At 65.3% G+C, this 12,321-nt stretch carries 13 protein-coding genes; 5 read left to right on the top strand and 8 right to left on the bottom strand.

The window, feature by feature from the left end; all coding sequences use genetic code 11:
- Positions 1-57: 57 nt before the first annotated feature.
- From D9R08_RS02555 to coaBC, 7 genes are all read right to left on the bottom strand, one after another.
- A complete protein-coding gene (locus tag D9R08_RS02555; protein ID WP_121896415.1) occupies positions 58-2,076 on the bottom strand; it encodes a M3 family metallopeptidase in 2,019 nt (672 codons plus the stop codon).
- Positions 2,077-2,230: 154 nt separating this feature from the next.
- Complete coding sequence (locus D9R08_RS02550) at positions 2,231-2,665, bottom strand: DUF4399 domain-containing protein (RefSeq protein ID WP_121896414.1); 435 nt, start codon at positions 2,663-2,665, stop codon at positions 2,231-2,233.
- Positions 2,666-2,722: 57 nt separating this feature from the next.
- On the bottom strand, positions 2,723-3,526 hold the full coding sequence (locus tag D9R08_RS02545; RefSeq protein ID WP_121896413.1) for an amino acid ABC transporter permease: 804 nt from the start codon (positions 3,524-3,526) through the stop codon (positions 2,723-2,725).
- A gap of 60 nt (positions 3,527-3,586) precedes the next feature.
- Positions 3,587-4,375: a substrate-binding periplasmic protein gene (locus D9R08_RS02540; RefSeq protein ID WP_121896412.1), complete on the bottom strand. Its 789-nt coding sequence runs from the start codon at positions 4,373-4,375 to the stop codon at positions 3,587-3,589.
- Positions 4,376-4,449: 74 nt separating this feature from the next.
- Positions 4,450-5,505: a HesA/MoeB/ThiF family protein gene (locus D9R08_RS02535; protein ID WP_121896411.1), complete on the bottom strand. Its 1,056-nt coding sequence runs from the start codon at positions 5,503-5,505 to the stop codon at positions 4,450-4,452.
- Complete coding sequence (gene dut, locus D9R08_RS02530) at positions 5,505-5,972, bottom strand: dUTP diphosphatase (protein WP_121896410.1); 468 nt, start codon at positions 5,970-5,972, stop codon at positions 5,505-5,507. The genes D9R08_RS02535 and dut overlap by 1 nt, the downstream gene beginning before the upstream one ends.
- 51 nt (positions 5,973-6,023) lie before the next feature.
- Positions 6,024-7,223 carry a bifunctional phosphopantothenoylcysteine decarboxylase/phosphopantothenate--cysteine ligase CoaBC gene (coaBC, locus tag D9R08_RS02525; RefSeq protein WP_121896409.1) on the bottom strand — a complete coding sequence of 400 codons (1,200 nt, stop codon included), beginning with the start codon at positions 7,221-7,223 and terminating at the stop codon, positions 6,024-6,026.
- Positions 7,224-7,298: 75 nt separating this feature from the next.
- Here coaBC and D9R08_RS02520 point away from each other — a divergent pair, with 75 nt between their 5' ends.
- On the top strand, positions 7,299-7,757 hold the full coding sequence (locus tag D9R08_RS02520; protein WP_158598915.1) for an SRPBCC family protein: 459 nt from the start codon (positions 7,299-7,301) through the stop codon (positions 7,755-7,757).
- A 47-nt stretch (positions 7,758-7,804) separates the two neighbouring features.
- Here D9R08_RS02520 and D9R08_RS02515 read toward each other — a convergent pair whose 3' ends face one another.
- Positions 7,805-8,686 carry an RNA polymerase factor sigma-32 gene (locus D9R08_RS02515; RefSeq protein WP_121896407.1) on the bottom strand — a complete coding sequence of 294 codons (882 nt, stop codon included), beginning with the start codon at positions 8,684-8,686 and terminating at the stop codon, positions 7,805-7,807.
- Between the two features lie 102 nt (positions 8,687-8,788).
- Between D9R08_RS02515 and cobU the strand changes: the two genes are divergently transcribed.
- The 4 genes from cobU to D9R08_RS02495 all read left to right on the top strand — a co-directional run bounded on the left by cobU (position 8,789) and on the right by D9R08_RS02495 (position 12,250).
- Complete coding sequence (cobU, locus tag D9R08_RS02510) at positions 8,789-9,334, top strand: bifunctional adenosylcobinamide kinase/adenosylcobinamide-phosphate guanylyltransferase (protein WP_121896406.1); 546 nt, start codon at positions 8,789-8,791, stop codon at positions 9,332-9,334.
- Positions 9,331-9,909 carry a histidine phosphatase family protein gene (locus D9R08_RS02505; RefSeq protein WP_121896811.1) on the top strand — a complete coding sequence of 193 codons (579 nt, stop codon included), beginning with the start codon at positions 9,331-9,333 and terminating at the stop codon, positions 9,907-9,909. The genes cobU and D9R08_RS02505 overlap by 4 nt, the downstream gene beginning before the upstream one ends.
- Before the next feature lie 58 nt (positions 9,910-9,967).
- Positions 9,968-10,648: a glutathione S-transferase gene (locus D9R08_RS02500; RefSeq protein WP_121896405.1), complete on the top strand. Its 681-nt coding sequence runs from the start codon at positions 9,968-9,970 to the stop codon at positions 10,646-10,648.
- A 63-nt stretch (positions 10,649-10,711) separates the two neighbouring features.
- A complete protein-coding gene (locus tag D9R08_RS02495) occupies positions 10,712-12,250 on the top strand; it encodes a YifB family Mg chelatase-like AAA ATPase (RefSeq protein WP_121896404.1) in 1,539 nt (512 codons plus the stop codon).
- The last annotated feature ends 71 nt before the right edge of the window (positions 12,251-12,321 follow it).

Raw genomic sequence — 12,321 nt, 5'->3', positions numbered from 1 at the left:
ATCCCGGTCCGGCGGCAAATTGATATACGATTGTTATACCTGTGCCGCCGCCGCGCCTCAGGCGACCTTGTCCAGACCCCGACCCTTCAGAAGCGCCTCCACCCCCGGCATCCGCCCACGAAAGGCCGTGTAAAGCGCATCCGCCTCCCGGCTTCCGCCGGCGGAAAGAATATGCGTTTCAAGGAGTTTCGCGGTCTGGGCATCGAAGGGATCGCCCGCCTCCTCGAACGCCTCGAATGCGTCGGCATCCATCACCTCGGACCACATGTAGCTGTAATAGCCCGAAGAATAGCCATCACCCGCGAAAACATGGGCGAAATGGGGCGTCGCGTGGCGCATGCCGATGGCGTGGGGCATGCCGATCCGGGCCAGCGTTTCGGCCTGCGCGGCCATCGGATCGGACGGGGACGGCCCATGGTGAAAATCCAGATCGACAAGGGCCGAGGCGACATACTCGACCGTCTGGAAGCCCATGTCATAGGTCTGCGCCGCCAGCAGCCGGTCCAGAAGCTGCTTCGGCATCGGCTCCCCGGTGCGTGCATGTCTTGCATGTTTTTCAAGAACTTCCGGCACTTCCAGCCAGTGCTCGTAGAGCTGGCTCGGCAACTCCACGAAGTCCCGAGCGACCGAGGTGCCCGAGATCGAGCCATAGGTCACGTCGCTCAGCATCTGGTGCAGCGCATGGCCGAACTCGTGAAACAGCGTCCGCGCATCGTCATAGGACAGAAGCGCCGGATCGCCCTTGGCGAAGTTGCAGACATTCACCACGACAGGCCGGGTCTCCCCGCCCAGCTTCTTCTGGGACCGCATGGCCGAACACCACGCGCCGGAGCGTTTGGAGCCGCGCGCGAAGTAATCGCCGATGAAAACGGCCAGATGCTCGCCGTTCCGCGTAACCTCCCAGGCTCGTGCATCGGCGTGGTAAAGCGTGACATCGAGTGGTGAAAACTCCAGCCCGAACAGACGGTTGGCGCAATCGAACGCCGCGTCGATCATCGCGTCGAGCTGCAGATACGGCTTCAGCGCCGCCTCGTCGAGATCATGCTCCGCCTTGCGCCGCTTTTCGGAGTAGTAACGCCAGTCCCAGGGTTCCAGATCCCCGTTCACCCCCTCCGCGCGCATCATCGCGGTCAGCTTTTCGGCATCCGCGTCCGCCTGTGCCTTCGCCGGTTCCCAGACCTGCATCAGCAGATCGCGCACCGCGCCGGGATGTTTGGCCATTTCGGTTTCCAGCTTGAAATCCGCGAATGTGTCATAGCCAAGCAGCCCGGCCCGCTCCTCTCGCAGGCGCAATGTCTCGCGCGCGATCTCGCGATTGTCGGTCTCGCCGCCATTGGCCCCGCGCGCGGTCCAGGCCTTGTAGGCGATCTCGCGCAGATCGCGCCGCGGCGAGAATTGCAGGAACGGCACGATGATCGACCGCGACAGGGTCACCACCGGGCCGTCCACGCCCTTTTCCTCACCCGCGGCGCGCGCGGCGGCGATGGCGAAGTCCGGCAGCCCTTCAAGGTCGGCTTCATCCAGTTCCATGTACCAGTCACGCTCGTCCGCCAGCAGGTTCTGCATGAAGCTGGTGCCCAGAACCGCCAGACGGCTCTTCACCTCCGTCAGCCGCTCCGACGCCACCCCTTCCAGGGCGGCCCCTGCGCGGGTGAAACTGCGATGGGTCAGCATCAGAACCCGGGCCTGCTCGGCCGTCAGGTTCAGGGTGTCGCGGGTCTCCCACAGCGTCTTGATACGCTGCCAGAGCGCGCGATTGTTGGTGATCTCTGAGTAATAGGCGGAAAATCTCGGGGCATAATCGCGCTGCAACGCCTCGCGCGCTGGCGTCGCATCGGCTCCGACGAGGTTGAAGAACACGCCCGCGACCCGGTCCAGCGTCTCATCGGCCAGTTCCATCGCCTCGATCGTGTTGGCGAATGTGGGGGGCTCGGGGTTTTCCGCAATCGCCTCATAGGCCGCGCGGCCCGCATCGAGCGCCGCATCCAGCGCGGGGGCGAAATCCTCATCCCGGATCGCCTCGAACGGGGGCAGTTCGAAAGGCGTGGTCCAGTCTTGCAAGAGCGGGTTGGTCATGTGCGGGTCTCCTTTGCTCCAGAAGGTAAGGATACGCGCCCGACATGCCAGACCCGTTCTGCCCCGAAACGCGGATATCCGCCATGTCCCGGGGTTTGGTGCCACCAATATCCGGCCGGCAGGCCGGTCGCCGAGCACATTGGCGGGGCCCGCGCTACTCCACCGTGATCGTGATCACCTCGCTGACCACGGGCGGGTTGTGCGGTACATGCCCATGATCGCCCAGAACCAGTTGCAGCGTGTGATCGCCAGGCGGCAGCTCCAGCGTCATCTGCGTCTGGCCGCCCCCGAAATGCCGGTGGTTTTCATCCGTCGGCAGGGCAAGCTCGAACTCCTCCTCACCGAAGAACCCTTCGCCAAGCGGCGGGCGGTTCAGCAGCAGATGGTGGTGGCCGGTATTGTCCACCTCGGTGCCGGCCGGCGCCACACCCATCCCGCGCAGCCCGAAATATATCGTCAGCGGGCTGCTGACCGTATCGCCGTCTTCCAGACCGATGAAGTACAACTCCGCGCCTTCCGCCGAGGGCGTGTCCTGCGCCAAGGCAGGCGCGGCCATGACAAGCGCCGCCGCGAACAGAAGTGACCGCATGTGACATCCTCCTCCTCTGTCTTCATGTGACCCAAGGAAAGATAGCGCGGCCGCAGCTCAAGTCCCGCGATCCTGCCCCTGCCGCATATAGCGTTCCAGCCGCCGCAGCCCCATCGACAGAGTGATGGTCATCATCAGGTAGATCAGCGCCACAACGTTGTAGGTTTCGAAATAGCGGAAATTGCTGGCCGCGGTGACCTTGCCCAGTTGCGTGATGTCCAGCACGCCCAGAACCGAGACAAGGCTGGAATCCTTCACCATCGCAACGAAGTCGTTGCCAAGCGGCGGCAGGATCGTACGGATCGCCTGCGGAAAGATGATGAAGCGGAAGCGCAGCCAACGGCCCATGCCCAGGGCTTCGGCGGCCTCGATCTGGCCGCGGTCCACCGATTGCAGACCTGCGCGGAACACCTCGGCGATGAAGGCGGAGTAACCGATGGCCAGCGCGATGATCGCGCGCCAGAGCAGCGGAAAATCGCGGGTTCGGATCGCTTCGGCCCCCACCAGCTCGGCCACCCAGTTGTAGGACGCCACCAAAGCGGGCGCGAAGACGAAGGCCACATAGAGCAGCAGGACGATGATCGGGATGCCGCGAATGATCTCCACATAGAACCGCGCCATCTGGCGCAGGATCAGGCTCCGAGACAGGCTGGCGATCGCCAGCAGCATCCCCATCGAGGCGGCCATGGCAAACCCGACCAGCGTGACGAAAATCGTGATCAGGATACCCTGACGCAGCGTGTCGAGCACTTGCAGATAGACCGCATCTGTCAGCACCTGCCACAGCGCATAGGCCCCGAGGCCCACGATCGCCACCAGCCACCAAGGGAAATCGCGATCCGGCGGCGCGGACGGCATCATGTGCGGAACGGGCCCCGGCCCGAACGGGCCAGGGCAGAAAATCGCGGCATCGGGAACGCCTTACTGGCCGAGCGAGTATTCTACGAACCAGCGCTGGTTGAGCATGTCCAGCGTCCCGTCGGCCCGCATCGAGGCGATGGCCGCATTGATCGGCGCCACCAGATCGGAGCCGTTGGGGAAGATGAACCCGAACTCCTCGGTGCCAAGCGGCTCGCCCACCATTTTCAACAGCTCGGGGTTGGCGTTGACATAGGCCTCGCCGCCGGCGCTGTCGCTCAGCACCATGTCCACATCATCGCTGAGCAGGGCCTGAACCGCCGCAGGGATGGTTTCCAGAAGCACGATCCGCGGATTGGCTTCATTGCCGTCCAGCACTTCGTAAACCCCCACGTAGAAGGGTGTAATTCCGGCCTGCGTGCCAAGCAGCAGGCCGTCATCGGCGGCGAATTCCTCGGCAGTGGCGAACCGGTCTTCGTTGGCACGGACCAGCATCCGCATCTGGCTGACCATGTAGGGGTCCGAGAAGTCCACCAGTTCGTCCCGGTCCTCCCGGATGGTGATGCCCGTCATGCCAATATCGTATTGGGCCTCGGACACCGCCGGGATCATCGCGTCCCAGCTGATGTTCTCGTAGACGACATTGATATTCAGCCGCTCGGCGATGATCTCCATCGCGTCATACTCCCAGCCGATCGCCTCCCCCGACGCGGGATCGACGAATTGCAGCGGCGGATAGGCGTTTTCGGTCACCACCACCACCTCGCGCCCATCAAGATCCGGCAGATCCTGGGCAGCGGCAATCGTGGCGGTGGCGGCCAGCAGGGCCGTGGCGGCAAGCAGATGTTTCATGGGGTCAGGTACTCCCTATTGGTTATGGCGGTTGAGTATGGCGAGCCGCTGGACAAGGGCAAGGGGCGGCGCGGTCAGTCCTGCCCGCAAACCATGCAATCTGCCCTCCGTTTCAGCGAAATGATCCGCGTCTCGCCGTGAAACGCATCGTAAATCAGCATCCTTCCCCGCAGGCCTTCGCCCGCACCGGTGATCTCCTTGACCGCCTCCAGAGCCATCATCGCCCCGATCACGCCCGGCAGCGCCCCGATCACGCCGGTCTCGGCGCATGTCGCAGACAGGCCCGGAGCGGGCGCCTGCGGGAAGATGCAGGCGAAACAGGGCGCACCGCCCGAGGGATCGTAAAGCGTCACCTGCCCCTCCCAGGCGGAGATCGCCCCGGCCATCACCGGCCGTCCGCTGGCCTGCGCGGCGGCGTTGATCAGGGCGCGGGTCGCATAGCTGTCGGTCCCGTCCAGTATCAGATCGTATTCGGCGAAGAGTTCTTCCGCGATCTCGGCGCTCAGCGGGCGATTATAGGGCTTCACCGCGACGAACGGGTTCAGCGCCTTCATCGCGATCTCGGCGGAAAAGACCTTGGGCATCTCCTGACGCTGATCGGTGTGGATCACCTGCCGCTGAAGGTTTGACAGATCCACCACATCGCCGTCGATCACGCCGATGGTTCCGACCCCTGCCGCCGCAAGATAGAGCAGCGCCGGCGAGCCAAGCCCTCCGGCCCCCACGACCAGCACACGCGCGTCCTTCAGCGCGCGCTGCCCGCGCCCGCCAATATCGGGCAGGGTGATGTGGCGGGCATATCGCTCAAGCTCATCGCCCGAAAACGGCTCTCCACGGGCAGCGGGGGCCGCCCCTTCCATGCGCCGCTCCGCCGCTCTGGCACGATCCCGGACCCGGCCCAGCACGGCCCGATAGGCCAGAACAAGCACCACCATGCCACCAAGGATCAGCCACAGCGCGGGCGAGCTTCCCGTGGTCTCGCGCAGCGGATGCCCGTCGGGCAGGGCAACCTGCACCGCCAGAACCGCAACATAAAGCAGGCCCAACATGTAGAACCGCGCCTGACGCGGCGCGCCCATGAGCGCCCCGATACCCCAGATCACGCCTGCAATGCCAAGAACGAACAGCATCAGCCGACACCTGTGGAGCCGAAGCCGCCCGCGCCCCGCACGGTATCCTCCAGCCTGTCGACGGCGCGAAACTCCACCTGCACCACCGGCGCCACGACGGCCTGCGCAATCCGGTCACCATGGGCTATGCGATAAGCTTCCAAGCCAAGATTGACCAACAGCACACCCAAAGGGCCGCGATAGTCGCTGTCGATCGTGCCGGGTGTGTTGGGCAAGGTGATTCCGTGCTTGAGCGCCAGCCCGGAGCGCGGCCTGATCTGCATCTCGAACCCGTTCGGCACCGCCACGCGCAGCCCGGTGGGAACGATCCGCCGCTCCATCGGTCGCAGGATCAGGCCCGCCGCCCGCTCCTCCGGCGCGAAATTCGCCCGCAGATCGGCGCCTGCCGCACCGCTCGTGGCATAATCCGGCAGCGCCACCGCCGGATCAGCCCAGTCTTCCCGCATTACCCGCACATCAATGCCCATCGCCGCCAGCTTCTCTGCTTCAAAAAATCCTCGCCGGAGGCTCCGGCGTCCTCAACCGGTGCCGAGTTCCGCCGCGATCCGTGAGGCGAGCCGCCGGGCAACCTCGCCCTTGGCCATCCGCGGCCAATCCTCGACGCCGGTTGCGGTCACCAGATGCACGGCGTTTTCCGCCCCGCCCATGATCCCGGTTTCGGGCGAGACGTCGTTCGCCACGATCCAGTCGCACCCCTTGCGATCCAGTTTCGCACGCGCATGGGCCACCACATCCTCGGTCTCGGCAGCGAAACCCACCACCAGCGCGGGTCGGCCTTCGCTCATTTTCGCCACATCGGCCAGGATATCGGGGTTCTCCGCGAAGGCCAGAACCGGCAGCCCACCGGTGCCCTTCTTCATCTTCTCGGCCGCTGCGTTTTCCACACGCCAGTCGGCCACCGCCGCCGCGAAAACCGCCACATCCGCGGGATGCGCCGCCGCCACGGCCTCGGCCATCTCGCGTGCGGTCTCGACCCGCGTCACCGCCACGCCCTCGGGCGGCGGCACCGCTGCAGGGCCGGTCACGAATGTCACTCGCGCGCCGAGATCCCGCAGCGCGGCGGCAATGGCCGCGCCCTGTGCGCCCGACGAGCGATTGGCGATGTATCGTACCGGGTCGATCGGCTCGTGGGTCGGCCCCGATGTCACGATCGCATGCCGTCCTGTCAGCGGCCCGTCGCCCAGTGCAGCGCCGATCGCGGCGACGATATCGGGCACCTCCGCCATGCGTCCGGGGCCGAATTCACCGCAGGCCATGTTGCCCTCGTCCGGCCCCACCACAAGCAGGCCATCGCCCAGAAGCACGGCCAGATTCCGCTGCGTCGCCGGATGCTCCCACATCCGCACGTTCATAGCGGGCACGATCAGCACACGCTTGTCGGTCGCCATCAGCAGGGTGGAGGCCAGATCGTTTGCATGCCCGCCTGCCATCTTGGCCATCAGATCAGCGGTGGCAGGCGCCACAACCACCAGATCCGCCGCGCGGCTAAGCTCGATATGGCCCATTTCGGCCTCGTCGGTCAGATCGAACAGATCCCGGTAGACCTTCTGCGCGGCGAGGGCCGATACGCTGAGCGGGGTCACGAACTCTTCGCCCGCCTTCGTCAGAACGGGCACCACACTGGCGCCCTGATCCCGCAAACGCCTGATCAGATCCAACGTCTTGAACGCGGCGATTCCACCCCCAATTATGAGCAAAATGCGTTTTCCGGTCAGCATGGCGGCCCTCTTCTCAGGTCTCCTGCTCCGGTGTAGGCGCACCACCGTCTGGACACAACTGCAATGACCCCGCGCGTGATCCGCGAAACCTGCCACTTGCCCGGTCCGCCGGATCTCGTTTGGGAGTTGCTGCAGCGGACCGATACGCTGATCCATATCACTGAAGGCTGGTTGAGCTTTCGCCCGCTCGATCTGCCAGACTGGCCCGATACCTGGAAGGAAGGCGCCTATCGCGCCGCGTTAACCGGGCCTCTGGGCATCCCGCTCGGCCTGCAGATCCTCCGCGTCAGCTTCCCGCCGCCCAGGGGCGACACCAGGTTCATACGTGATCAGGGCCAAGGACAAATGGCCCGCCTTTGGGATCACCTGATCAGCCTGACACCCGAGGGAAGCGGCACGCGGTATACAGATGAGGTGGCAGTGGAAGCCGGCTGGAAAACGCCATTCGTCGCTGCCTTTGCCCGCGCCTTTTACCGGCGCCGGCAAAGACGGCTCAAAGCATTGGTTGAACGCTCATATCGGAAGGACAAATAGAGCTGCCACAAACAGCCCTGCCAGCATTCCCAATGGTGCCTGAAATGCTACGCGGCGAAGAATGACAACACCTCTTTCGACTGCGCTTCGAGGTTTTTACGCATCTTGCCGAAGGCGGCAGCCTCAAGCTGGCGCACCCGCTCTTTGGACAAGCCAAGCTCGTTCCCGAGGCTTTCCAGCGTCCTGGGGTCGTCACGCAGCTTACGTTCGCGCACGATGAACCGTTCCCGGTCGTTCAGCGCATTCATCGCCGTGACCAGCCAGTTGCGAAGCTGTTCGGTGTCGTGAGACTGCTCCACAAGTTCGGCGGCCTGCTCGCTGTCATCTTCCAGCGCGTCGATCCACTCCCGGCCTTCGTCATCCACGGATTGAGTGGCGTTCAGCGAATAGTCCGACCCGGCCAGACGGCCCTCCATCATCTCCACATCGTGAAGCGGCACGCCTACCTCTGTCGCGATCATCTGGCGCAACTGGTGCTTGTCCAGCCGCTCGCCCGCGGCCATCGCCTCGCGCTCAAGCCGGGCCTGCACCCGGCGCATGTTGAAGAACAGCGATTTCTGGCTGCTGGTCGATCCGGTCCGGACCATGGACCAGTTTCGCATCACGTAATCCTGGATACTCGCCTTGATCCACCACACCGCGTAGGTTGAAAATCTCACGCCGCGGTCGGGGTCGAACTTGTCGGCCGCCTTCATCAGGCCCAGCCCGGCTTCCTGGATCAGGTCGTTCATGGGGGCGCCATACCGTTTGAATTTCGCCGCCATCGAGATCGCCAGACGCATGTAGGCGGTTACCAGCCGGTGCAGCGCCGCCTCGTCGCGGTGGTCCCGCCAGGCATATGCCAGACGCAACTCCGTTTCCGCATCCAGCAATTCGGCGCGCATGGCGCGGCGCGAAAGCGACTGGTCTCCACCCATATCCAAAGCCATAACTCACCCCCCGGTAAGTGTTTGATGTTGGACCGCGCTGATCGCGGTTCTATGAGGGATACGAAGCAATATGCCGTTTGGTTCACTGAAAGGGACAAATAATTGCGCCTACCCTCTCTCAGCCTTGTGATCGGCGGGGCGTCCTCGGGCAAATCGGCCTTTGCCGAAAGGCTGGTCCACGCCGCAGGGCTGACCAAGACCTATCTCGCGACCGCGCAGGCCTTCGACGATGAGATGCGACGCAAGATCGCGCTGCATCAGGCCCGCCGCTCCGGACAGGGCTGGCGTGTGATCGAGGCCCCGATCAAGGCGGCCCCGGTGCTGGCCGCCATGGGCCGCGAGGAGATCGCGCTTGTCGATTGCGCGACCCTCTGGCTGACCAATGTCATGCTGGCGGAGATGGACTGGGACAAACAGGCCACCGGCCTGATCGGGGCCATGACCGAAAGCGCGGCGCCGGTGATCGTCGTCACCAACGAGGTCGGCCAGGGCATCGTGCCCGAAACCCGTCTCGGCAGGCGGTTTCTCACCGCTCAGGGTCTCCTGAACCAGCGCCTTGCCGCGGAGGCGGACCTTGTCGTGCAGATCATCGCCGGGCTACCCCAGGTTCTGAAGGGCACGCTGCCAGAGGGTGAGCCGCGATGGTGACCCGCTGGTGGTGGGTGCGTCACGGCCCGACCCATGAAAAGACCATGGTCGGCTGGCGCGATGTGCCCGCTGATCTTTCCGACGACAACCGGATCGCCCGGCTGCACGCCTTCCTTCCGGAACCGGCGGTGCTGGTCTCCTCCGACCTGATCCGCGCCGCCGCGACGGCTGACAGGCTGGAGGCGAACCGCCTGCGGCTTGCCCATGAACGGGATCTGCGGGAGTTCAATTTCGGCGCCTGGGACGGGCTGGGCTTTTCCGACATCATGGACCGCGAGCCGGAACTGAGCCGCCGGTTCTGGGAAACGCCGGGGGATGTCGCCCCGCCCGATGGCGAAAGCTGGCATCAGGTCGCAGCCCGCGTCGATCCGGTGGTGAGCCGCCTCACCCGGCACCATGCGGGTCGGGATATCGTCGCCGTGGCCCATATCGGCGTGATCATGACCCAGATCGGCCGCGCCGCCGGTCTGCCGCCTGCGCAGGCCATCGGCCACCGGATCGACCCTCTTTCGGTCACCTGCCTGCAACACGGGCCCGCAGGCTGGTCGGTAGAGCGGATCAATCACGCGCCGTGATGGGCCCGATCAGGAATTGCCGTTTGACCGCGGGGTCGTCCGCCGTCCCAATATCCGCATGACTTATGCTCTTCTGATCGCTGATCGATCCTATTCCAGCTGGTCGCTGCGCGGCTGGCTGCCCTTCGCCGCCTTTGACATCCCAGTCGAGGTTTCGGTCACCCGCCTTTATGACGAGCGCTTTGCGCGCGATGTCGCTGCCTTTGCGCCGGGCCGCACGGTCCCCGTGGTCCGCACCCCCGATGGCGGGCTTCTGACCGAAAGCATCGCAATCGCCTGGCATCTGGCCGAAGCGTTTCCGGATCGCGGGCTTCTTCCCGCCGAACCCGTGGCCCGCGCCCGAGCCATGAGCCTCGTTTCCGAAATGCATGCTGGGTTTGCCGCGCTTCGCGGGGCGTGTCCGATGAACCTGCGCACCGCGTGGGACGGGTTCGAGGTGTCGGATGCCGTCCGGTCCGACCTCGCGCGGCTGGAGCTGATCTGGGGGCTTGCACTGGAGGCGCATGGCGGCCCGTGGCTGTGCGGGGCCTATTCGCTGGCCGATGTGTTCTTTGCTCCGGTCGCGACCCGGATCGCCACCTACGGCCTGCCCGTTTCCGACATGGCACAGGCCTATGTCGCCAGACAGCTCGGCCATCCGGCCTTCCGCGAATGGTATGAGGCCGGCCTGTCGGGCGGACCCGAGCAGCCGAATTACGACATGGATCTGCCACGCCGCCCGTTTCCCATGCCCCACTGATAGGCCGCATCACAAGCAGCCGGCATTAACGGTTTCCTAACCTCGGAATCGTAGCGGTTAACCATGCTGGACACCGCCCGCCCCGATAGCCTTGCCCGAATCCATACCGTCGCCTTCGAGGGGTTGGAGGCCCGCCGTGTGGAGGTTCAATGCGCGGTCACGCCGGGCCTGCCCGCCTTCGCGATCGTGGGCCTGCCGGACAAGGCCGTGTCGGAGGCACGCGAACGGGTTCGCACGGCGCTTTCGGGCATGGCCATCGCATTGCCGTCGAAACGGATCACGATCAATCTCTCCCCCGCCGACCTGCCCAAGGAGGGCTCCCATTTCGACCTGCCGATTGCGCTCGCGCTGCTGGCAGCCCTTGGCGTACTGCCCCGCGAACGCGTCGAAGAGGCCGTGGCGTTGGGAGAGCTGTCTCTTGACGGCAGCCTTGTCGCGGTTATCGGCGCGCTGCCGGCAGCCCTTGCCGCGGGAGAGGATGACCGCGTGCTTCTGTGTCCCGCGGCCTGCGGCGCCGAAGCGGCCTGGGTCGGGGTCACGCCGGTTTTCGCCGCCGGTTCGCTTGCGGAAATGATCGCGCATCTGACAGACCGCGCGCCCCTGGCGCAGGCCATGCCGGGCGAGGTGAGGCAGGATGCAACGCCCGGGGATTTGCGCGAAGTTCGGGGGCAGGAACGGGCCAAGCGCGCGCTGGAGATTGCGGCGGCGGGCCGTCATCACCTTTTGATGGTCGGGCCGCCCGGGTCGGGCAAATCCATGCTGGCGGCCCGCCTGCCCGGACTTCTGCCGCCGCTTTCGGCCGCCGAAGCGCTGGAAACCTCGATGATCCATTCGCTGGCGGGCCTTCTGGACGAGGGCGGCATTTCCCGCACCCGCCCCTACCGCGCGCCGCATCACACCGCGTCGATGGCCGCCATTGTCGGTGGCGGGCGCGGGGCCAAACCGGGCGAAATCAGCCTTGCGCATAACGGCGTGCTGTTTCTTGACGAATTTCCCGAGTACCCGCGCGCCGTGCTGGAAACGCTCCGGCAGCCGATCGAAACCGGCGATGTCGTGGTCGCGCGGGCCAATGCCCATGTCACCTATCCATGCCGGTTCCTGCTGATTGCCGCCGCCAATCCGTGCCGCTGCGGGCACCTCTACGATGCCGATCAGGCCTGCGGCAGGGCACCGATCTGCGGCGAGGATTATCTGGGCAAGATATCCGGTCCGCTGATGGACCGGTTCGACCTGCGCCTTGAGGTCCCGCCGGTGGGCTATGCAGACCTTGACCTGCCGCCTTCGGGCGACAGCAGTGCCATGATCGCCGCGCGCATTTCGGCCGCGCGGGACAGGCAGGCCGCCCGCTTCGCCGCGCTTGACCTGCCCGCCCGTTGCAACGCGGACGCCGAGGGCGACGCGCTGGACCGGATCGCGACGCCGGATGCCGAAGGCAAGGAACTTCTGCTGAAGGCCGCCGACCGGTTTCGCCTCTCCGCGCGCGGATATCATCGTATCCGGCGCGTCGCGCGCACCATCGCCGATCTGGACGGGGATGAGACCGTGAGCGCGCCCCATATCGCCGAGGCGATCGGGTTTCGCCTGATCGGAGCGCAGAACTGACGAGAGCCGCCCGGGCCGCAGACAGGTTAAGAAACCGGCGGTTTCCACGATCCTCCGGACCCTTTCAGGAT

The sequence above is a fragment of the Rhodophyticola porphyridii genome, from assembly GCF_003688285.1.
Classification (GTDB): domain Bacteria; phylum Pseudomonadota; class Alphaproteobacteria; order Rhodobacterales; family Rhodobacteraceae; genus Rhodophyticola; species Rhodophyticola porphyridii.
Note: the sequence above shows the minus strand (reverse complement) of the source record. Positions and strands in the feature narration are given on the sequence as shown.

What these genes read in the sequence shown, in the direction of transcription:
- D9R08_RS02540 (WP_121896412.1), bottom strand. Translation starts at nt 4,375, where the DNA reads ATGAAACATCTGCTTGCCGCCACGGCCCTGCTGGCCGCCACCGCCACG.
- D9R08_RS02495 (WP_121896404.1), top strand. Translation starts at nt 10,712, where the DNA reads ATGCTGGACACCGCCCGCCCCGATAGCCTTGCCCGAATCCATACCGTC.
- D9R08_RS02515 (WP_121896407.1), bottom strand. Translation starts at nt 8,686, where the DNA reads ATGGCTTTGGATATGGGTGGAGACCAGTCGCTTTCGCGCCGCGCCATG.
- D9R08_RS02500 (WP_121896405.1), top strand. Translation starts at nt 9,968, where the DNA reads ATGACTTATGCTCTTCTGATCGCTGATCGATCCTATTCCAGCTGGTCG.
- dut (WP_121896410.1), bottom strand. Translation starts at nt 5,972, where the DNA reads ATGGGCATTGATGTGCGGGTAATGCGGGAAGACTGGGCTGATCCGGCG.
- coaBC (WP_121896409.1), bottom strand. Translation starts at nt 7,223, where the DNA reads ATGCTGACCGGAAAACGCATTTTGCTCATAATTGGGGGTGGAATCGCC.
- D9R08_RS02555 (WP_121896415.1), bottom strand. Translation starts at nt 2,076, where the DNA reads ATGACCAACCCGCTCTTGCAAGACTGGACCACGCCTTTCGAACTGCCC.
- D9R08_RS02550 (WP_121896414.1), bottom strand. Translation starts at nt 2,665, where the DNA reads ATGCGGTCACTTCTGTTCGCGGCGGCGCTTGTCATGGCCGCGCCTGCC.
- D9R08_RS02535 (WP_121896411.1), bottom strand. Translation starts at nt 5,505, where the DNA reads ATGCTGTTCGTTCTTGGCATTGCAGGCGTGATCTGGGGTATCGGGGCG.
- D9R08_RS02545 (WP_121896413.1), bottom strand. Translation starts at nt 3,526, where the DNA reads ATGATGCCGTCCGCGCCGCCGGATCGCGATTTCCCTTGGTGGCTGGTG.